Annotated in this window: 17 protein-coding genes; 5 read left to right on the forward strand and 12 right to left on the reverse strand. The window is 63.4% G+C overall.

Annotation, left to right across the window (positions count from 1 at the left end):
* The first annotated feature begins 23 nt into the window (after positions 1-23).
* A complete protein-coding gene (gene glpD / locus ACN6KF_RS14775; RefSeq protein ID WP_434957562.1) occupies positions 24-1,553 on the forward strand; it encodes a glycerol-3-phosphate dehydrogenase in 1,530 nt (509 codons plus the stop codon).
* A gap of 93 nt (positions 1,554-1,646) precedes the next feature.
* Here the strand turns inward: glpD and ACN6KF_RS14780 are convergent, their stop codons facing one another.
* On the reverse strand, positions 1,647-2,435 hold the full coding sequence (locus ACN6KF_RS14780; RefSeq protein WP_434957563.1) for a L,D-transpeptidase: 789 nt from the start codon (positions 2,433-2,435) through the stop codon (positions 1,647-1,649).
* Positions 2,436-2,667: 232 nt separating this feature from the next.
* On the opposite strand from ACN6KF_RS14780, the gene ACN6KF_RS14785 reads away from it, so the two are divergent.
* From ACN6KF_RS14785 to ACN6KF_RS14800, 4 genes are all read left to right on the forward strand, one after another.
* Positions 2,668-4,488: an ABC-F family ATP-binding cassette domain-containing protein gene (locus tag ACN6KF_RS14785; protein ID WP_434957564.1), complete on the forward strand. Its 1,821-nt coding sequence runs from the start codon at positions 2,668-2,670 to the stop codon at positions 4,486-4,488.
* 117 nt (positions 4,489-4,605) lie between these two features.
* A complete protein-coding gene (locus ACN6KF_RS14790) occupies positions 4,606-5,088 on the forward strand; it encodes an energy transducer TonB family protein (RefSeq protein ID WP_434957565.1) in 483 nt (160 codons plus the stop codon).
* A gap of 67 nt (positions 5,089-5,155) precedes the next feature.
* Positions 5,156-5,773 carry a hypothetical protein gene (locus tag ACN6KF_RS14795; protein WP_434957566.1) on the forward strand — a complete coding sequence of 206 codons (618 nt, stop codon included), beginning with the start codon at positions 5,156-5,158 and terminating at the stop codon, positions 5,771-5,773.
* A 173-nt stretch (positions 5,774-5,946) separates the two neighbouring features.
* The gene (locus ACN6KF_RS14800; protein WP_434957567.1) at positions 5,947-6,933 is read left to right on the forward strand and encodes a magnesium transporter CorA family protein; all 987 of its coding nucleotides are present in this window, start codon (positions 5,947-5,949) and stop codon (positions 6,931-6,933) included.
* Between the two features lie 28 nt (positions 6,934-6,961).
* Here the strand turns inward: ACN6KF_RS14800 and ACN6KF_RS14805 are convergent, their stop codons facing one another.
* The 11 genes from ACN6KF_RS14805 to ACN6KF_RS14855 form a co-directional block, all read right to left on the reverse strand.
* A complete protein-coding gene (locus ACN6KF_RS14805; RefSeq protein ID WP_434957568.1) occupies positions 6,962-7,258 on the reverse strand; it encodes a hypothetical protein in 297 nt (98 codons plus the stop codon).
* Positions 7,259-7,384: 126 nt separating this feature from the next.
* On the reverse strand, positions 7,385-10,528 hold the full coding sequence (locus ACN6KF_RS14810; protein WP_434957569.1) for an efflux RND transporter permease subunit: 3,144 nt from the start codon (positions 10,526-10,528) through the stop codon (positions 7,385-7,387).
* A gap of 7 nt (positions 10,529-10,535) precedes the next feature.
* Positions 10,536-11,900 (reverse strand): efflux RND transporter periplasmic adaptor subunit, encoded by a 1,365-nt coding sequence (locus tag ACN6KF_RS14815; protein ID WP_434957570.1) that lies wholly within the window; start codon positions 11,898-11,900, stop codon positions 10,536-10,538.
* Positions 11,887-12,591: a TetR/AcrR family transcriptional regulator gene (locus ACN6KF_RS14820; protein ID WP_434957571.1), complete on the reverse strand. Its 705-nt coding sequence runs from the start codon at positions 12,589-12,591 to the stop codon at positions 11,887-11,889. The genes ACN6KF_RS14815 and ACN6KF_RS14820 overlap by 14 nt, the downstream gene beginning before the upstream one ends.
* Before the next feature lie 297 nt (positions 12,592-12,888).
* Positions 12,889-13,197 (reverse strand): Dabb family protein, encoded by a 309-nt coding sequence (locus tag ACN6KF_RS14825; protein ID WP_434957572.1) that lies wholly within the window; start codon positions 13,195-13,197, stop codon positions 12,889-12,891.
* Positions 13,198-13,210: 13 nt separating this feature from the next.
* Positions 13,211-14,824 (reverse strand): GMC family oxidoreductase, encoded by a 1,614-nt coding sequence (locus tag ACN6KF_RS14830; protein WP_434957573.1) that lies wholly within the window; start codon positions 14,822-14,824, stop codon positions 13,211-13,213.
* A 97-nt stretch (positions 14,825-14,921) separates the two neighbouring features.
* On the reverse strand, positions 14,922-15,698 hold the full coding sequence (locus tag ACN6KF_RS14835) for a 3-ketoacyl-ACP reductase (RefSeq protein WP_434957574.1): 777 nt from the start codon (positions 15,696-15,698) through the stop codon (positions 14,922-14,924).
* A gap of 15 nt (positions 15,699-15,713) precedes the next feature.
* A complete protein-coding gene (locus ACN6KF_RS14840) occupies positions 15,714-17,204 on the reverse strand; it encodes an FAD-dependent oxidoreductase (protein ID WP_434957575.1) in 1,491 nt (496 codons plus the stop codon).
* 170 nt (positions 17,205-17,374) lie between these two features.
* Positions 17,375-18,487 (reverse strand): ABC transporter ATP-binding protein, encoded by a 1,113-nt coding sequence (locus ACN6KF_RS14845; protein ID WP_434957576.1) that lies wholly within the window; start codon positions 18,485-18,487, stop codon positions 17,375-17,377.
* Between the two features lie 4 nt (positions 18,488-18,491).
* A complete protein-coding gene (locus tag ACN6KF_RS14850) occupies positions 18,492-19,427 on the reverse strand; it encodes a carbohydrate ABC transporter permease (protein WP_434957577.1) in 936 nt (311 codons plus the stop codon).
* Entirely contained in the window at positions 19,427-20,356 is a 930-nt protein-coding gene (locus ACN6KF_RS14855) for a carbohydrate ABC transporter permease (RefSeq protein ID WP_434957578.1), read from the reverse strand. Before ACN6KF_RS14855 ends, ACN6KF_RS14850 begins: the two co-directional genes overlap by 1 nt.
* Between the last annotated feature and the right edge of the window lie 91 nt (positions 20,357-20,447).

The following is a 20,447-nucleotide window of genomic DNA, read 5'->3' on the forward strand; positions in this document are numbered from 1 at the left end:
GGCACTCGACAGGAGGCGCGAAGGTGGAAGGCGCATTCGATCTGGCCATCATCGGCGGCGGCATCAATGGCTGCGGCATTGCCCGTGATGCGGCGGGACGCGGGCTCAAGGTTTTTCTGTGCGAGCAGGACGATTTTGCCTCAGGCACCTCCTCCAAGGCCACCAAACTGATCCATGGCGGCTTGCGCTATCTGGAATATTACGAGTTCCGGCTGGTGCGCGAAGCACTGATGGAGCGTGAGGTGCTCTGGCGGATTGCCCCGCACATCATCTGGCCGCTGCGTTTCGTGCTGCCCTATCACCAGGGCTTACGCCCAGCCTGGATGCTCAGAGTGGGCCTGTTCCTCTATGACCATCTGGGCGGCCGCAAATTGCTGCCGCCCACGCGCACGCTCGATCTCACCCGCGACGTGACGGGCGGACCGCTCAAGCCGGGCGCGCAGGAAAAGGGTTTCGAATATTCGGACTGCTGGGTCGAGGATGCCCGCATGGTCGTCCTGAACGCGCGGGACGCCGCCGATCGCGGCGCCGTCATCTTGCCGCGCACCCGTGCCGTCTCGGCCCTGCGTGGCCCCGACGGCTGGACTCTCATCGTAGAGGATACGCTCACCGGCTCGCGCCAGACGGTGATCACCAGAGCGCTCGTCAACGCCGCTGGTCCATGGGTCGCCGATGTACTGGAAAACAAGCTCGGCCTTGCCAGCAAGGCCCATGTGCGCATGGTCCAGGGATCGCACATCGTCGTGCCCCGCCTTTACGACCATGACCGCTGCTACATCTTCCAGAATGCCGACAACCGCATCATCTTCGCCATCCCCTATGAGCGCGACTTCACACTGATCGGCACGACGGACCGCGATTATCACGCCGATCCCGCCACCGTGAAAGCGAGCGAGGAAGAAATCGACTATCTCTGCCGAGCCGCCAGCGAATATTTCACGCAAGCCGTCACGCCGCAGGACGTGGTGTGGACCTATTCAGGCGTGCGACCGCTCTATGACGACGGCGCCAGCGCGGCCCAGGCCGCCACGCGCGATTACGTGCTGGTGCTCGACGATGAGGCCGGCGCGCCGCTGCTGTCGATCTTCGGCGGCAAGATCACCACCTATCGCCGCCTCGCCGAGCATGCGCTGGAGAAACTGGAGAGATACACGGCCCCCGCCGCCAATGCCAAACGCGGCTGGTCGGCCACCGCGGCACTGCCGGGCGGCGACATTCCCGTGCTCGGTTTCGACGCCTATGTCGCGGACCTGAAGTCGCGCTTCACCTGGCTCGATGCGGACCATGCCCGGCGTCTCGCCCGTGCCTATGGCACCAAGGCGGAACAGCTGCTCGGCCAGGCCCGCTCCTACGCAGATCTCGGCCGCGACTTCGGCGGCACGCTGACGGAGGCCGAGGTCGACTATCTCATGCAGCACGAATGGGCCCAGCGCGCGGAAGACGTGCTCTGGCGCCGCTCTAAACTCGGCCTGCGCATGACGGCCGAGCAGGCTGAAGCACTCGATCTCTACATGCGGGAGCAGGCGCGAGGGCGTGCGCAAGCGACGTCCTGAGGATGCGGCCACATCATCCATCTCGCCAAAAGCAAAGGCCGGGCATCGACCCGGCCTCGCGTGAACGCCGCAAATCGGCGGATTTTTTCTGCCTCAGGCTTCCGACATGCCCGGACCGAGGACGACCACGCGGCCACCGAGGGGGGCGCGCTTGTAAAGGTCGATCGCGTCCTGGACGATCATGCGGATGCAGCCCGAAGAGGCATTGTGGCCAATGCTGTAAGGCTCGTTGGTGCCGTGGATACGATAGAGCGTATCCTTGTTATCCTGCCACAGATACAGCGCGCGGCCGGTGATCGGATTACGCGGCCCGCCGCGCACGCCCACACCGCTCTGCAATTGCGCCAGGCTGCCCCTCAGGTCGGGCCGACGGGCGATCATTTCCTTGGGCGGATACCAATCGGGCCATTCGCGCTTGTAGCGGATTTCCGCCGAGCCCGACCAGCCGAAGCCCTGCTTGCCGACGCCGACGCCGTAGCGCATGGCCCGTCCGCCACCCATGACGTAGTAGAGATAATGCGCCCTGGGATCGACAACGATGGTGCCGGCTGGCTCGCTGGTCGGATAATCGACCTCGGCTCGCAGGAATTGGGGACCGATACGCTTGGTATCCACGGCCGACACGACGAATTTACCGTCAGTCGTCTGACCGTAGATCGCCTTGTAGTCATAGGTTCCCTCGGGGGTGAGGGGTTGTTCGGGCTGCGTGATCTCATCGATCGGCCGGCCATCAACCGGCACCGCCGGCAGCGTTGCAGGATCGGCCGAAGCTACGACCACCGGCTTGATTGCGGCTGAATCGGTCACGCAACTGGCCAGGCTGAGGCCCAGTCCAGTCAGCGAAGCGCCCATGAGAAAGGCGCGGCGGGAGAGAGACGACATTACACATCCTACTGGGATCGGGAGAACCGGCACATACAATAAGCAAGACTTCAGTGTTCGGCTGTGCCTTTGCTGCAACGTTCCGAATTTCTTTATCTCGCGTTCTCGTGAACATACCGCCGTTCACATTGGCTTCATCTACGCCCCGCAAACTGGCTGGGACGTGCTTTAGGACACAGTGCGCACCGAATGAAGGCTTGACCCGTCTCGTGCCCGCCTGCACAAGGCGCGCATGGCTCCTCCCCTGCTCTTCCTGCGCGACGTCCATCTCACCTTTGGCGGCACCCCGACCCTGGAGGGAGCCGACATATCGATCGCCCCCGGCGAGAGGCTCTGCCTTGTCGGCCGCAACGGCTCGGGCAAGTCGACGTTGCTCAAGATCGCCGCCGGCCTGATCGAGGCCGATCGTGGCGAACGTTTCGTGCATCCCGGCGCCACGGTGCGCTATCTGCCGCAGGAGCCGGATTTCAGAGGTTTTGCCACCACACTCGCCTATGTCGAGGCAGGCCTCGGGCCGGGTGACGACAATTACCGCGCCCTCTATCTGCTCAACGAACTCGGCCTGACCGGCGAGGAGAGCCCCGAAAACCTCTCCGGCGGCGAGGCCCGGCGTGCGGCGCTTGCCCGGGTGCTCGCCCCCGAGCCGGACATCCTGCTGCTCGACGAGCCGACCAACCATCTCGACCTGCCCGCCATCGAATGGCTGGAAAAGGAAATCGGCTCGCTGCGCTCGGCCCTGGTGCTGATCAGCCATGACCGTCGCTTCCTCGAAAACCTGTCGCGCGCCACCGTCTGGCTCGACCGTGGCCTGACCCGCCGCATTGATCGTGGTTTCGCCTTCTTCGAGGAGTGGCGCGACCAGGTGCTGGAGGAAGAAGAGCGCGATCGCCAGAAACTCGACCGCAAGATCGTGGCGGAAGAGCATTGGGTGCGCTACGGCGTGACCGCCCGGCGCAAGCGCAATGTCCGGCGTATGGCCAACCTCAGCGCCCTCCGCCAGGAGCGCCGTGATGCCCGCCGTGTCACCGGCACGGTGAAGCTGACCACGACGGAGGGCGAGGAAAGCGGCAAGCTCATCGCCGAGGCTGTCGGCGTGAACAAGAGTTGGGGCGGCCCGCCGATCGTCAAGGATTTCTCCATCCGCATCGCCCGCGGTGACAGGATTGGCATCGTCGGCCCCAATGGCGCCGGCAAGACCACCCTGCTCAACCTCTTGACCGGCGCCATCCCGCCCGAGAGCGGCGTGGTGAAGCTCGGAGCAAGCCTGCAGATGGTGACGCTGGACCAGCGCCGCGAAAGCCTGGATCCGCAGACGACCCTCAGCGATACACTTACGGGCGGCGGCTCGGACTATGTCGAGGTCGGGGGCGAGCGCAAACATGTGATCGGCTATATGCGCGACTTCCTGTTTCCACCGGAGCAGGCGCGCACGCCGGTTTCGGTGCTTTCGGGCGGCGAGCGCGGCCGGTTGATGCTGGCACGCGCCCTTTCCAAGCCCTCCAACTTCCTGGTGCTGGACGAGCCGACCAACGATCTCGACCTGGAGACGCTCGATCTCCTGCAGGAGATGATCGGAGACTATCAGGGCACGGCCATCGTCATCAGCCATGACCGCGACTTTCTCGATCGGGTCTCGACCTCGATCCTGATGAGCGAGGGCGATGGGCGCTGGACGGAATATGCCGGCGGCTATAGCGACATGGTCGCCCAGCGCGGCGCCGGCGTGGCTCGTAAATCGGCGGAGAAGACCGAGGCGCCCAGACAGGCGCCGACGGACGAAGCGGCGGCCCGCTCAGCGCCGGAACGCACCGGCAAGCGCAAGCTTTCGTTCAAAGAAAAGCACGCCCTCGAAACCCTGCCCCGCAAGATCGAGCAGCTTGCCACCAAGGCTGCGAACCTGCAGGAGAGGCTTGGTGACCCTGACCTGTTTGCCAAGGATTCGAAGAAATTCGCCGAGCTCGGCCAGCAACTCGCCAAGGTGGAAGCCGAGAAGACGCAGGCCGAGGAGGAATGGCTGACCCTGGAGATGCTGCGTGAGGAAATCGAGGGATGACAGGCAGCCTGCACGGCCCGCCTGCGCCGATAAGAATTATTCCATAGTGAATTCAAAAGCTTGCAATCTTTCGGGAAAAGCAACAAGGGTGTTCGCCTGAGCTTTGCGGAAAAATCCATGTCTGCCTTCCAACGTCTTGCGCTGATCCTGGCTTTGCTTGGAGCGCCCCAGGGAGCGCTTTTGGCCACCTCGCCCGTTTGGGCCCAGTCCAAGCCGGCACCCGCCCCTCCACCGATCACCGATGCCAGGAGCTGGCATACCGCTCTGCTCAGGCAGGTGTGGGCCAATACTCAGTTTCCCACCCTGCCTCAGCCGCCCTTGAAGGAAGGCGAAGTGCCGCCTCCATTGCCGTCCGCGCAGGTCACGGTCGGCTTTGTCCTCGATCGTGACGGACGCGTGTTGTCGGCCAGGGTGGTCCAGGGTTCAGGCAAGAGCGAGTTCGACCAGGCTGCGCTGGAAGCGCTCAAACGAGCTACGCCCTTTCCCAAACCGCCGGCCAATATGATGGGGGAGAACTTCTCGCTTCAGCTCCCGATTCATTTCATGGGCGGGCCACAGCCACAGAATAAACCCAAGGCCAAGCCGCCCCGCGCAAATTGAGCGCGACAGCCCCGGCATCGTGCTTCATCCTGTCGGCCGCGCCGAGGACGATGCGACGGGATCGAGCATGATGGGAGCAGCGGAACCGTCCGGACCTGGGAATATCGGCCGTCGGCCGACGCAGGCCGAGCTGGACCAGGCCTTGACGGATGTTGCGATTACACCCATCCCGCACGCGGCTCCGGCGATCGACGAGGTGCTTGCCCGGTTTCGCCAGACCTATTGCAATGGCAACGCCTTGTTCGCGGCTTTCGAAATCGGCGCCGAACCGGCTTTGGATTGGCATATCGGACGCAACCAGCTGCATCTTGATACCATCCTGGCGCGTTTCCTGGTCCACCCAGCCATCCGAGCCGGCCTCCCGGATCTGATAATTGATCCCTCGCCGCTTCCCGACATCGAATTCGAGCTCCATGACAGCCTCGAGGTGGATACGCTGCTCGCCCGGGCGCTCTATCATGGCGGCGCGTACTGGCACGCCACCGGTTCGGGCATGCCGGAAAAGGCATTGGCCTTGCGTTTTTGTGATGCCCTGTTCGAGCTGCGCTTCGACGAGATCGCATTCTATACCAGCAGCACGGCCTGGACCGACTGGTTCTACGACATTGCTTGGGACAAGACTTTCGTCGTTCTTGACAAGCGCCATCGGCGGCTCTTCCTGCTGGCTGTGACCGATACCGATTGAAATCACGCTGCCGTCATCTTTCCCATCTAGAGCAAAATGCGTTCGGGTTGACACGTTCCGTTGGCTGAACTTACTGAAAACAGAGCATTTTGCGGTTCTTGGCGATTCCACCTAATCGCAAAAACGCTCTAGCGGGATGGGCAATCCTCCACTCCCTTATCGCAGGGCCTGTCATGATCACCACGCATCGCTTGTGCCCGACGACCAAGGACAGGCTGCTGCCCCATACACTGCAACCCGACGAGCCCCTCCCGGGGGATGTCTTGTGGATCGACCTGCTCAACCCGACACGTGAGGAGGACCAGCAGGTCGAGACGCTGCTCGGCATCTCCATTCCCACCCATGAGGACATGGACGATATCGAGCCCTCCGAACTCATCTGGTCGGAGAACGGCACGCGCTACATGACCACGCGCCTCCTGGTGAACGTCAACACCAGCGAGCCGGCCATTTCAGCGGCAACCTTCATTCTCACTGCCAGCGTGCTGGTGACGGTACGCTACAGCGAGCCGAAGTCCTTCACCACCTATACCGGCCATGCGGTCAAGCCCGGCGGCTGCGCGGGCGGTCCCGAGGCGATCATGGCGGGGCTGATCGACGCCATCATCGACCGTGCAGCCGAAGTGCTGCAGGATACCGGCGAGCGGCTCGACGCGCTCTCCCGCAGCGTGTTCAAGGACGCCGTCAAGCAAGGCAATCGCAACGCCACCCTGCAGCGTACCTTGCAGGCCCTTGGACGGCATGGCGATCTCGTCTCGAAATGCCGTGAAAGCCTGGTCTCGATCGAGCGGGTACTATTGTGGTTCTCGGCTGGCCTCAAAGCCGCCAAGGTCCCCTCGGAACTGCGCGAGGAAGTCAAGATGACACTGCGCGACCTGCAATCGCTCGAGGAACACGCGACCTTTCAGTCGGGGAAGATCCAGTTCCTGCTCGACGCCACCCTCGGCCTGGTCAATCTCGAGCAGAACAACATCATCAAGCTTTTTTCGGTGATGGCTGTGATCTTCATGCCGCCGACGCTGGTAGCCTCGGTCTACGGCATGAATTTCGAGAGAATGCCGGAACTCAAATGGGCGCATGGCTACCCCATGGCCCTGATCTTGATGGTGGTGGTCGCTATCGCCCCCTATGTGCTGTTCCGCTGGAAGAACTGGCTGTAGCGCCAGGCCATTCCACAGCGGCGATTTGCTACTTCTTTGCCACGGACCTCGCCAACGCGGCCCGGCCGCGCGAAGTGAGGCAATAGCCGATGGCGCGATAGCCTGCCTTGATCACCGCAATCGAATCCATCTGGCTGGGCAATTCCGATCGTGTCTTCTGCGAGCCGTCCGGTAGATGGAACACGGCCTCGCACCAGCCGAACTTCCGGCACATATGTCCGGCCTGCCCGCTGATCGAAGGCCTCAACTCCCCCGCTTCCAGGGCCGTCAGATAGGACCGTTCGCGAGGCGTCGGATCGCGGTCCGGCAAGGGCATGAAATTCATGAGATTCCCGATCGTCGCTTTCGATGATGCCGGGGCATCCCGAATCTTGGAAAACCTGGGCCTGATGACGCTGGGGCAAGCGGCCGGCGTCTCATCCAGGGCGGTGTCGAACGCATGCCATGTCCCCTATTCCGCCGCCGCGGCCGTGCCCCTGCCGCCGTGACCGCTATCCAGAGCCACAGGCGCGCCGGCTTCCCCTGCCTCATCCTTCGGCCCCACCAGGGGCCCGAACAGGAAGGAAATGCCCCGCGTGAGATCGTCCATGACCGCATAGAAGGACGGCACGAAGATCAACGACAGCAAGGTGGAGACGATCAGGCCGCCGATCACGGCGATCGCCATCGGCGAACGGAACTCGCCGCCATCCCCGTGCCCCAGCGCTGTCGGAATCATGCCGGCCACCATGGCGATGGTGGTCATCACGATCGGTCGCGCGCGTTTGCGCCCGGCATCGATGATGGCGTCATGGCGATGCATGCCATGCTTGACCCGTTCGACCGCGAAGTCGACCAGCATGATGGCGTTCTTGGTGACGATGCCCATCAGCATCAGGATGCCGATCACCACCGGCATCGAGATCGAGTTGTGGGTAGCGAGCAGCGCCAGGACCACACCGAGCATCGACAACGGCAAGGAGAGCAGGATGGTGATGGCGTGGAAGGGGCTGCCGAGCAGCAGCACCAGCACACCCGCGACCATCAGCAGGCCCGTCCCCATCGCCATGGCAAAGCCCGAAAACACCTCTGCCATCACTTCGGCGTCACCAGTGGGTGCAAAGACCACGCCCTTGGACAGGTTCTTGGCCTCCGGCAGTTCCATGGCCAGATCCAGCGCCTCGCCGATCTCCAGCCCCTTGCGCAAGTCGGCGCCGATCTTGATCTGCCGCTGACGGTCGTTGCGCTCGATCGAGGTCGGCCCCTGGCCGAACTCGACGTCGGCCACCGCGGAGAGCGGCACGCTGCCGCCCGAGGCGGTCGTCAGGCTGAGCGCCTCGATCAGGCCGAGATTGCCACGGGACTCTTCGGTCAACTGCACGCGGATCGGCACCAGCCGGTCCCCCGCATTGAACTTGGCCAGATTGGCGTCAATGTCGCCGATGGTCGCCACACGCACCGCCTCCGAGATCTGCTCGGTGGTGATACCATAACGCGCGGCATCGTCGGTTCGCGGCAGGATACGCACCTCCGGCCGCTCGAGGCCGGTATTGGCGGCGACATTGTTGAAGCCGGGCACATGGCGCATCGCGCCTTCGAGGCGCGATGCCGCCAGGGCAAGCGCCTTCGGATCATCGCTCTTCAGCGCCAGGTTGACGTCACGCTCACCATTGTCCTTGACGCGCCAGGCACGCAAATCGGGAATGGCGGTAAGGATATGGGCGATGTCATCCTGGATGGCGAGTTGGTGGCGCGCCCGATCCTCGCGCTTGGAAAGCTTGACATAAATGGCGGCCCGGCGCGGATCGAGTCCGCCGGTCGGCGAGGTGCCGCCGATGACGAAGACCTGAACGACTTCCGGAACCTTACGGATCTCGGCAACGATCTGGTCGGTCTTGGCCTGGGTGCTCTCGAGCTTGCCGCCTGGCGGAATCTCGGCGGAGATGACCACGCGTGCATTGTCCTCCGGCGGGATGAAGCCCTCGGGCAAAAAGCCCATCAGCCTGAAGGTCAGGATCAGCAGCCCAAAGCCGGCCAGGATGGTGAGATAGGGAGAGAACCAACGCGCCAGCGTCATCTCCAGGAAGCGGGTATAGGCCCGCATGATCCAGCCATCCCGCGGCTCGACATGAGCGTGCGGCCTGAGGAAATAGGCGGTCATCATCGGTGTTATCAGGCGCGCGACAAGGAGCGAGAAGAACACCGCTACCGCTACCGTCAGGCCGAACTGCTTGAAATACTGGCCGACGATACCGCCCATGAAGCTCACGGGCGCGAAGATGGCGATGATGGTCATGGTGATCGCCATCACGGCAAGACCGATCTCGTCCGCCGCCTCGATGGAGGCGCGGTAGGGCGACTTGCCCATCTTCATGTGCCGGACGATGTTCTCGATCTCGACGATGGCGTCATCGACCAGGATACCCGTGACCAGCGTGATGGCGAGCAGGCTGACGAGGTTGAGCGAGAAACCCATCACGCTCATCGCCCAGAAGGTCGGGATGGCCGAGAGCGGCAAGGCAATGGCGGCGATCAGCGTAGCCCGCCAGTCGCGCAGGAAAATCAGCACGACGATGACGGCGAGGATGGCGCCTTCCACCAGCGTCTGCATCGCCGCTTCAAAATTGCCATAGGTCGAGGCGACACCATCGTCCACCACCGCATAGCTGACCTCGGGGTGGGCCGTGTGCAGCGCCTGGATCCTGGCGGCGACCGCTGCGGCCACCACCGTGTCGCTGGCACCCTTGGACCGGAAGATCGAGAAGGCGACGATTGGCGTCGACCCATTCAGCCGGGCGAATGACGTCTGATCCGCATAGGCATCGGTGATGTTGGCGATCTCGTTGAGCCGTACCTGCCGCCCACCGGGCAGCGTGATCTTGGTATCCTTGAGTTCATCGATCGTATGGGCGCCGGCCAGGGTACGAATGGCCTGCTCACGATTGCCGACCTCACCCTTGCCGCCCGACAGATCGACCGTCGTCGCCCTCAGCACGCGATTGACGTCGGCAGCGGTGATGCCGAGCGATAGCAGCCGATCGGGATCGACGGCCACCCGGATCTCGCGTGTCACGCCGCCTATGCGGTCGATGCGGCCGACGCCGCGCAGGCTCTGCAGGTCTCGCTTCACCACATTGTCGACATGCCAGGACAATTGTTCCAGCGTCATGCCGGGTGCCGTGGCCGAATAGGTCATGATCGACTGCGACTCGATTTCGAGGCGCGAGATCACCGGCTCCTCGATATCGCGCGGCAGTTCGGTGCGGATCTTGGTCACCGCATCCTTGACGTCGTTGAGCACGCGGTCCGTGTTGGTGCCCAGCCAGAACTCGATGGCAACCGTCGAGGTTGAGTCCGTAATGGTCGACTGCACATGCTTGACGCCGGCGACGCCGGTGACGGCGTCCTCGATCTTACGCGTCACCTGCGTCTCCAGCTCGGAAGGTGCGGCACCGACCTGGGTTACCGTCACAGTGATGACGGGGATATCGATATTGGGGAATTTGGTGATCGGCAGGTTCTGGAACGAGACCCAACCGAGCGCCATCAGCACCACGAACAGGACGATCGAAGGCACCGGATTGCGGATGGACCAGGCCGAGACGTTGAACGACATCGGTGCCTCACTTGGACTCGGTCGCGGGCTGGGCTGCATCAGCCCCGTTGACGGCGCTGACCCTGTCACCGTCGCGCACGAAGGTGCCGGCAGTGGCGATCACCGTATCGCCCGCCTTGACGCCTTCGACCACCTCGGCCTGCTTTTCGGTACGCAGGCCGAGCTTGACGGGCGTGGTCGCCACGACACCGTCACGCACGACCTGCACCGTCGCGCCATCCTCGGTATAGAGCACGGCCGATTGCGGCACGAGCACGCCGGTATGACTGGCAACCGCTACGCTGGCGCGGCTAAAGGCGCCGATCGTCAGGCCCGGCGCCTGGTCGATGGCGATACGCACGCGGCCCAGGCGTGTGACGGAATTGACCTCAGGCGAAACCAGGCGCACGCGAGCCGCGAAAGGCTCCTTGCGGCCCGCCGTCGCCACCTCGGCCGTCATGCCCGGCCGGATGCGCGCCAGCGTCGCCTCCGATACGTCCGCCGCGAGTTCGATGTCACCGTCGCGAATGATGCGGAACAGGGGATCACCGGACGCCGACGCGATCGCACCGATACGAGCGACCCGGCGGCTGATCACGCCTGCCGCCGGTGCGCGCACCTTGGTGTGCTCCAGACGCACCATCAATTCGGAACGCTGCGCATCGGCGAGCTTCTTGTCGGCCCTGGCGACGGTCAGGGCATGTTCGGCCGCTCCCGCACGCGCGTCCGCCATCTTGGCGGCGGCCTCGCGCTGGTCGAGCTGTTCGGCTGTCGTATTGCCGGTCCGGACCAGCGCCTTGGAGCGCGCAAAGGCACTGGCGGTCTGTTCCCGATTGGCATTGGCTTCGGCTATGGCGCTCTCGGCCTGCGCGATCGCGGCCTCCGCCCTGGCGGTCTGAGCCTCATTCTGGGCGAGCGAGGTATCGATGGTGGTGGTCGAGAGCTCAGCCAGCATTTGGCCTTCGCTGACGCGATCGCCTTCCTCCACCATGATCTTGTCAACGGCATAGCCTTCGATCTGGGGCGACACCAGAATCTCCTCGCGCGCCGCCAGATTGCCGGTCACCACCGCCTGCTCGGTGATGGCTCCGGTCACGGCCGGCGTCACGGTGACGGCTGGCGGCTTGGCGTCCACCACAGGCGGTGGCGGCGGGTTGAGGCGGGCCATCAGGGGCTCGCGATAGGCATAGAGAGCCGCAGCCACGGCGATGACGACAAGCACCAGGATGGTAAGTTTCGTATACCAGGGAGTTCGCCGATAATCGGTCGGTGCATGCTGGGCATGCCCCGACAGACGCACCGCCGTCAGGCTCGCCTCATCGACAAAGCCCCCTTCCCGCCGCTGCCGCTCGCCATCGCGTTCGGGCCGGTTCTGCTTTTCAACCGCGGACATGGAGCTGTTCCTCTGAAACGGGCTGCTCGCCCGGAGAATCTGAAATCGCAGGCAAAGGACGATCGAGCGGAATCTTTCCCGACATCAAGGCGTCCATAACGTTCACCAACAGCCGAAAACCGTCCTCGACATCGAAATCCGGCTCCAGGGCGCGACGGGTGAACATGCCGTCTCCCATGGCCGAAAGCACGGTGATCACAGCCGCGCTGTCCACCGATGTGGGGATCTGGCCTGAGGTCTTGGCCGCCTCCAGGATCGCGACCATGAAGTCGTTCACTTCCTTGTCGACGGCCGCGCACATCTCCGCCACCTGTGGGTTGCGGCTGGCCTCCGCCCAGATTTCCATGAACTGGACGCAGCGCTCGCGCGGCGTTTCGAGGAAATGCTTGCGCCCCAGCGCGACGAAGGACCCCATGACATCGCTGGAACGCGCCACATTCATGAAATCGGCACTGAAACGTTCGCGATCGCGCTCAATCAGGCCCGACACCAAGGCCTCCTTGGAGGGAAAGTAGCGGTAGAGATTGCCGGCGCTCATGCCGGCTTCCCTGGCAACGTCCTGCATGGTGGTGCGATGGAATCCTGTGCGCTGGATGCACACCTCGAAGGCATCGAGAATGTGAGTTCGACGCGCGTCGATTCCCTTTGCCACCGCGGGTGGCGGCACCACCACCCCTGCTTCGATCGCCACTATCACAACCCCGAACGAGAATGAACGTTCATTCTCAGTATCAGAGATTGTACAAGAAACCAAGCCACACCCGTATGGACGGGCGGGATGATGCTTCCCATCCGGCGGCGGAATTAAGGCGAAAGACGTACGCCTGCGCGGAAACGGCGGCCAAATCCACGCGAATCAGCGCAAAAAGCCCCTCCGCGGTGCGAAAAGGGCTTGGTATTGCGGTTAACAATCGGTTGTGACGCTGGCACTCCGCACAGCCGGACCGAGAGGCCGACCGGAGCGCCAACGGGAATGTAACTCCCGCGGTCAGGCTTCGAAGTCGAGCACCAACAGGCCATCGACACCGCCTTGCGTCGCGGCGACGAGCGCCTGGGCCACCTTGGCGTGATGCGGATGGGGCAGATAGGCGTCGCGGGCCGTTGCGTCGACGAAGTCCACGGTGAAGGCATGGCCATAGCCGCGCGCCAGACCTTCGGGGCTGTTGTCGGCGCCGACTTCTATCTGCAGGATTCCCGGAATCTCGGTTTTCATGCCGCGAATGGCCGACAGCAGGGCCACGACCTCAGCTTGCGGCAGATCCGTCCGCAAACGGGCAAGAACGATATGGCGGATCATGGTGTTCTCCTGCTCAAGATCCGAAATTGACGGCGGGGAGCGGTTGCCTGCCCGCGATGAGATCGGCGCCCTTCTCTCCGATCATGATGGTGGGCGCGTTGGTGTTGGAGGAGTTGACGATCGGCATGACCGAGGCGTCGCAGACACGCAAGCCCTCGAGCCCCCTTACCTTGAGCTCGGGCGTCACCACGGCCATGTCGTCGACACCCATCTTGCAGGTGCCGGCGGGGTGGTGGTCGGTCTTGCTGGTCCGACAGGCATAGTCACTCAATTCCGCCTCGCTGACCTTGTCCGGCCCCGGCATGCGTTCGGCCAGAATGAAAGGGGCGAGTGCCTTCTGGCGCAGGATCTCGCGCGCCATGCGCAGCCCTTCCAGAGACATTGCCTTGTCGTAGGGATCCGACCAATAATTGGGATCGATGAGGGGATGGTCGGCGGGATCGGCGGATCTGAGCCGCACGGTGCCGCGCGAACGCGGCTGCAGGAAGGCAGAGTTCAAGGTGACGCCGGCATTGCGCAGCCGGGCGACACCGGCCTCGATGCCTGAGCCCGAGCCGAGATGGAACTGGATGTCGGGCGAGCGGGCAGCCTTGTCGGCATAGGCAAAGCCACCGGTCTCGAACAGGGTCGAAGCCACCGGCCCTTTCTTGAACAGGAGATATTGCAGCCCGGCCCAGGCGGTGCGGTGGGGCTTGGCGACGTTGTCATAGGTGTGGTCGCCGGTGCATTCGGCGATGACATAGAGATCGAGATGGTCCTGCAAATTCTCGCCGACGCCGGGCAGATCGTGCACCACATCGATGCCAACCTCTTTGAGGTGGGCCGCCGGCCCGATGCCGGACAGCATGAGCAGGCGCGGCGAACCGATGGCGCCGGAGGCGACGATGACCTCGCGCTCGCAGCGTATCTCGCTCCTACCGTCCTTCCCGGCGATCTCGACACCGACCGCCCGCCCCTTCTCGACGAGGATACGCGTCACCATGCCATCGGTGCGGACGGTGAGGTTCGGCCGCTTGCCTTCGATCGGCTTCAGATAGGCGGCCGCGGCGGAAGAGCGCCGGGCATTGCGCACCGTGACCTGGTAATGGCCGACACCCTCCTGGCTGGCGCCGTTGAAATCGGCATTGTAAGGCAAGCCATATTCCTGGCCGGCACGGATGAAGGCCTCGTTGATCGGCAAGGGATTGATGGGAATGGAGACGCCGAGCGGTCCACCGGCGGCATGGTAGCTGTCGATGAATCGCTGATTGTCCTCGGCCCGTTTGAAATAGGGCAGCACCTCGGCATAGCTCCAGCCTTGGCAGCGATGCACATAGGCCCAGATGTCATAGTCGCGCGGATTGCCGCGGGTATAGATCTGCGCATTGATCGAGGAGCCGCCCCCCAGCACCTTGGCCTGGGTGTACCAGAGCACCCGTCCGTCCAGATGCTTCTGGGGCACCGTGGACCAGCCCCAACTCGCGATGCCCTTGGTCATCTTGGCAAAGCCCGCCGGCATGTGGAAGAAGGGATGGCTGTCGCGCCCGCCCGCTTCGATCAGCAGAACCTTGACGGCCGTATCCTCGCTCAGCCGCGCCGCCAGGGCGCAGCCAGCCGGCCCCGCCCCGACGATGATGTAATCGGTCATAGGACACTCCCGGGTGCGCGGACGTCCCATCCGCTCTTCGTTTCCGCAAGTGCGCCGTTTCGACGAGCGGGCAAGGTGCCCGCGCCCCCGGACGTCATCACAGCCTCGAGATCGAGAGTGCGCCGTCGCAGGCGATGGCACTGCCAGTGGCGAAACCGAAGGAACTGCCGGCAAGCGCCAGCGCCATCTGGGCGACGTCGGCCCCTTCCCCCCAGCGCCGGGCCGGCACCAGTCCCCCGTCGATGATGGCCTGGTATTTGTCGGCGACCGCGGCCGTCATCTCGGTGCGGATCACGCCCGGACGGATCTCGAACACGGGGATGCTGTCCGGCGCCAACCGAACGGCAAGGTTCTTCACCCACATGGAAAGCGCGGCCTTGGAGACGCAATAATCAGCCCGCTCGGGCGAAGCCATTTCGGCGCTGACCGAGGTGATGAACAGGATGGAGCGGTTGCGTACGGGCTTTTGCGGCGAGGGCAGCTTCAGCATGGTGCGGGCCACCACCTGGCTGAGAAACATTGCCCCGCGCATGTTGACGTTCATCACCCGGTCGAAATTGCCGGGTTCGAGATCGAGGAGGTCGCCGCGTACCGGCGAGCCGATGCCGGCATTGGAGACGAAGCAGTCGAGCCGGCCATAGCTCGACAGCACCTCGTCGACCAGCCCCTGATGGCTGGCGAGATCCGCGACGTCGTTCTGGAAGAACAGCGCCGCGCCGCCCGCCTGGCCGATCGCCAGTTCGGCATCGCCGATATCGTCATTGTCGACGATGTCGGTGAAGGCGATGTCATAGCCGCCTTCGGCGAAGGCCACCGCGATGGCAAGGCCGATGCCGCGCCGGGCACCGGTGACAAGGACGACGGGACGGCTCATCGGTTCAGCTCCGTTTCACGAATATGCTTGTTCACGAATGTGCTTGGCGGTCCGCAGGGACAAAGCTGCCACCGTCAGGGATGGATTGACGGCAGCCGAAGTTACCAGGGTCGAGGCATCGGCGACGAACAAATTGGGATGGTCGAAGGCACGGCCGAAGGAATCGAGCGGCGCCTCTGCTGGATCGGCACCGATGCGGATGGTGCCGCATTGATGCGACGGCGTCTTGCGATCGAACAGATGGGTGAGCACGATCGGAAAACCCGCCTGCTTCAGGGCCCGGCGCATCGCCACCTTCAGCCCCTCATGCGCGGTCATGTTGGAACGCCGCCATTCCAGCACGATTTTCTCACCCTCCAGCCGGACGCGGCTGGAGGGATCCGGCAAGTCCTCGCTCATGATCAGGAAATCGATGGTCTTGCGCGCCACGGCGTTCAGCACGAATTCGGGCACCTTGCGCAGGTCCGATTTCAGGATGGTGCCGGAGACGCGGCCGAGCAATTGCACATTGCCGAGCGGTGGGCCGCCTTTGCCGTCACCGAGATAGAAATCATTGAGCGCGAAGGTCTTCTGGTAGATCGAATCGTTGTTGAAGCGCGGATCGATCCCGATCATCGCCGACAGATTGTGGTTCATGAAATGCCGGCCGACCATGCCTGAGCTGTTGGCGAGCCCCTCAGGCGAGGAGGCCAGCAGGATCGCCGCCGAGCGCACCGCCCCGGCCGCCAGCACGACGAGGCGCGGCGTGAGGCGCTTGAGCTCGCCGCCTTCCAGATATTCCACCGCCTCGATGCGCCGGCCATCGGCGGCCGGGATCAGCCGACGAACCTCGCAATGGTTCTGCAGCCGCACATTGGCATGTTCGAGCGCCGGCAGCAGCGCGCAGGTCTCCGCGTCCATCTTGCCGGTGCGGGCGTCCGGAAAGGCATCCCATGGCGTGCGGCCATGCGAGAGCCATTTGTCAATATCGACACCGAGCGGCAGGGAGAAGGGCTTCAACCCAACGCGGGAGAGGCGTTCGCGCACCTCGGCGATCGCCCGTTCGTCCGGCACGGGCGGAAAGGCAAAGTCGCCGGTGCGCGGCGGTTCCGTCGGGTCCTCGCCAGCCCTGCCTCGCACCTGGTAGAGCCGCTCGGCCTCGTCGTAATAGGGCGCGAGTTCGTTGTAGCGGAACGGCCAGGCTGGAGCGTCGCCATCGGCATGGGCGATGCCGTCGAAATCTTCGGCACGATAACGCAGCAGCACCGCGCCGTAGAATTTCGTATTGCCGCCGTTGCAGTAATAATTGCCCGGATTGAACGGATTGCCGTCGCTGTCGTACCAGCTCTCCTGAGGGCGGAAAAAACCCCGCTGGAAGATCGCGCGCGCATCGCGGTTCTCCGGCCGGTCCGGCAATTGGCCGCCCTTGTCCAGGATGAGGATCTCGGCCCCGCTCGGCGCCAGGGCATGAGCCATCGTCGCTCCGCCCATGCCGGCGCCGATGATGACGATGTCAGGCGAAGGCATGAAGGCTCCTGGATCAAAACAAGGGTTGGGCGAGATGGCGAAGGCGACGAGAAAACTCTGCGCTTGTGCCCCCTCTCCCCGTAAGAACGGGGCGAAGGGGCGGCTGGCGTCGCGTTTTTCGTGTCAGGGCACCGCCCTCCTCAACAAATGAGGGAGGGGTGTAACGAGCTCTACAACCTCTTCCCGCTCGCCGGATCGAATACCACCGCCTTGTCGAGGTTGAAGGCGAAAGGCAGTTCCTGGCCCGGCGCCACCATGGCGTCGGAACGCATGCGCGCCGTGACCTCCTTGCCGCCGAGATGGGTGACGACGAAAGTATCGGCGCCGGCCGGCTCAACCACGTCGACCACCGCATTGACCATCTCTATCGCCTTGGAATTGCGGTCAGCGCCGTCATGGTCGGTGATCGCCTCGGGCCGGATGCCGAAGATCAGCTCGCGGCCATCCTCCAACGACACCTCGGCGATATCCTCGGGTACCGGCAGGCTGACGCCGCCTCCGCTCTTGTTGAGGATCTTCAGCACCGTCCTGCCATTCTCCCGCGCCGCCTTGGCCTGGATCAGGTTCATGGCCGGCGAGCCCATGAAATCGGCGACGAAGAGATTGTTGGGCTTGTTGTAGATCTCGGCGGGCGTGCCGACCTGCTGCAACTCGCCATCCTTGAGCACGGCTATCTTGGTGGCGAGCGTCATCGCCTCGATCTGGTCATGGGTGACATAGACGATGGTCTTGCCCGTGGTGGCGTGCAGGCGCTTGATCTCGACGCGCATGTCGACACGCAACTTGGCGTCGAGGTTGGAGAGGGGCTCGTCGAACAGGAAGAGCTTGGGGTCGCGTACCAGGGCACGACCCATGGCGACGCGCTGACGCTGGCCGCCCGAGAGCTGAGAGGGCCTGCGGTCGAGGAGATGGCCGATCTGCAAGGTCTTGGCGACCTGCGCCACCGCCGTGTCGCGTTCGGGCTTGGCGACGCCGCGCATCTCCATGCCGAAGGCGATGTTCTGGCCCACGGTCATGTTGGGATAGAGCGCGTAGCTCTGGAACACCATGGCGATGTCGCGCTTGGATGGATGCAGGCCGTTGATCTTGTTGTTGTCGACCCGGATCTCGCCTTCGGTGATGTTCTCCAGCCCCGCTATGGTATTGAGCAGGGTCGACTTGCCGCAGCCGGACGGCCCGACCAGCACGAGGAAACCGCCCTTGTCGAGGTCAAGATTGATCCCCTTGAGGATTTCGACGGCGCCGTAGCGCTTCTTGAGATTGTTGATTTCCAGGAACGCCATTGGGTCAGCCTTTCACAGCGCCCGCCATCAGGCCACGCACGAAATAGCGGCCGGCGACGATATAGACGAAGAGGGTGGGAAGCGCCGCGATCATCGCAGCCGCCATATTGACGTTGTATTCGACCGCGCCGGTGGTGGTGTTGACCACGTTGTTGAGCGCAGCCGTCATCGGCATCACGTCGCCGGTGCCGGCGAAGGCGGAGGCGAACAGGAAGTCGTTCCAGATGTTGGTGAACTGGTAGATCACCGTGACCACGAAGATCGGGATCGAATTGGGCAGCAGGATGCGCCGGAAGATCTGGAAAAAGCTGGCTCCATCGACCATCGCCGCCCGCACGAGTTCGTTGGGGAACGCCTCGTAGTAATTGCGGAAGAACAAAGTGGTGAAGCCGAGGCCATAGACCACATGCACGAAGACGAGGTTGAAGGTCGAGGAACCGAAGCCGAGCGAGGTACCGATCGTCGACTGCAGGAAGGTGCCGACGCCGCCGAACTGACCCAGTACCGTCGCCATCGGCAGCAGCACCGACTGGAACGGGATGAAGCAGGCGAACAGCATCATGGCGAAGACGATCTTATGGCCGGGGAAGCGCCATTTCGTCAGCACATAGCCGTTGAGCGCACCAAGGATGGTGGAGATCGCCACTGCCGGCACCACCATCTTGATCGAATTCCAGAAATAGCCCTTGATCCCCGCACAGGTGAGGCCGACGCAGGTCTCGTTCCAGGCCTTCAGCCAGGGCTGCACCGTCGGCGCGCCTGGTAGAGCGAGCATGTTGCCGCCCTGGATCTCGTCCATGGTCTTGAACGAGGTGGTCAGCATCACGAACAGGGGCACGAGATAGACGAAGGCGAAAATCAGCAACAGGCCGTAGATCACGACGCGGCTGACCCAATTGGAGCCGACCGGCCCCGAAACGTCCCGGGTGGCGGCGCTCATCACTTCTTCTCCCGCAATTCGGAATAGAGATAGGGCACGATGATGGCGCTGATCGTCATCAGCATGATCACGGCACTGGCCGAGCCGATCGCCATCTGATTGCGCTTGAAGGTGTACTCATACATGAAGTTGGACGGCAGCCAGGCCGAGCCGCCAGGCCCGCCGGAGGTCAGGGCGACCACGAGGTCGTAGGACTTGATCGCCATGTGGGCCAGCACGATGAAGGCGGACAGGAAGACCGGGCGCAGGATCGGGATGACGATGCGCCAATAGACCTGGAAGGTGGAGGCGCCGTCGATCTGGGCAGCCTTGAGGATCTCGCCGTCGACGCCGCGCAGCCCTGCCAGGAACATCGCCATCACGAAGCCCGAGGCTTGCCAGACGCCGGCGATCACCACCGTGTAGATCACCCGGTCCTTGTTCTTGATCCAGTCGAAATGGAAGCTGGTCCAGCCCAGATTGTGCAGCGTTGCCTCCAGGCCGAGACCGGGGTCGAGGAACCATTTCCAGGCCACGCCGGTGACGATGAAGGAAAGCGCCATCGGGTAGAGATAGATCGGCCGCAGGATGCCCTCGCCCCGGATGCGCTGGTCGAGAAGGATGGCGATGAACAGGCCCAGCACCATGCAGATGCCGATATAGAGCACGCCGAAAACAGCCATGTTGGTGATCGAATAGTACCAGCTCGACGGCGGGTCGCTTTCGAAAGTCCAGCCCCACAGGCGCTGATAGGCGAGGCCTCCCGTCAGCTCATAGCTCGGAAAGGTCTTGGAATTGGTGAAGGACAGATAGACCGTCCACAGGATGAACCCATAAACGAACACCAGGATCGCGGCGAAGCTCGGCGCCAGCACGATCTTGGGCAAGGCATCCTGAAGTTTCTCGCGCAAACCCGGGCGAGGCGGCGCGCTTGTCGTAGCCAATGTCATGAAGGTTCCCCGCTTTTTTGTTCTTGTGCCCCGAGAGCCGAGAGTGTTCTGCGATTAGACGGACTCACCAAGAATCGCAAAGACGCGCCAA

It is taken from the genome of Labrys methylaminiphilus subsp. lupini, assembly GCF_051161885.1.
GTDB lineage: Bacteria > Pseudomonadota > Alphaproteobacteria > Rhizobiales > Labraceae > Labrys.

Coding starts and splice junctions, on each gene's coding strand:
- ACN6KF_RS14850 (WP_434957577.1), bottom strand. CDS start 19,427: ATGAGCGCCGCCACCCGGGACGTTTCGGGGCCGGTCGGCTCCAATTGG.
- ACN6KF_RS14805 (WP_434957568.1), bottom strand. CDS start 7,258: ATGAATTTCATGCCCTTGCCGGACCGCGATCCGACGCCTCGCGAACGG.
- ACN6KF_RS14855 (WP_434957578.1), bottom strand. CDS start 20,356: ATGACATTGGCTACGACAAGCGCGCCGCCTCGCCCGGGTTTGCGCGAG.
- ACN6KF_RS14815 (WP_434957570.1), bottom strand. CDS start 11,900: ATGTCCGCGGTTGAAAAGCAGAACCGGCCCGAACGCGATGGCGAGCGG.
- ACN6KF_RS14830 (WP_434957573.1), bottom strand. CDS start 14,824: ATGACCGATTACATCATCGTCGGGGCGGGGCCGGCTGGCTGCGCCCTG.
- ACN6KF_RS14800 (WP_434957567.1), top strand. CDS start 5,947: ATGATCACCACGCATCGCTTGTGCCCGACGACCAAGGACAGGCTGCTG.
- ACN6KF_RS14825 (WP_434957572.1), bottom strand. CDS start 13,197: ATGATCCGCCATATCGTTCTTGCCCGTTTGCGGACGGATCTGCCGCAA.
- ACN6KF_RS14780 (WP_434957563.1), bottom strand. CDS start 2,435: ATGTCGTCTCTCTCCCGCCGCGCCTTTCTCATGGGCGCTTCGCTGACT.
- ACN6KF_RS14835 (WP_434957574.1), bottom strand. CDS start 15,698: ATGAGCCGTCCCGTCGTCCTTGTCACCGGTGCCCGGCGCGGCATCGGC.
- ACN6KF_RS14810 (WP_434957569.1), bottom strand. CDS start 10,528: ATGTCGTTCAACGTCTCGGCCTGGTCCATCCGCAATCCGGTGCCTTCG.
- ACN6KF_RS14790 (WP_434957565.1), top strand. CDS start 4,606: ATGTCTGCCTTCCAACGTCTTGCGCTGATCCTGGCTTTGCTTGGAGCG.
- ACN6KF_RS14795 (WP_434957566.1), top strand. CDS start 5,156: ATGATGGGAGCAGCGGAACCGTCCGGACCTGGGAATATCGGCCGTCGG.
- ACN6KF_RS14840 (WP_434957575.1), bottom strand. CDS start 17,204: ATGCCTTCGCCTGACATCGTCATCATCGGCGCCGGCATGGGCGGAGCG.
- ACN6KF_RS14785 (WP_434957564.1), top strand. CDS start 2,668: ATGGCTCCTCCCCTGCTCTTCCTGCGCGACGTCCATCTCACCTTTGGC.
- ACN6KF_RS14845 (WP_434957576.1), bottom strand. CDS start 18,487: ATGGCGTTCCTGGAAATCAACAATCTCAAGAAGCGCTACGGCGCCGTC.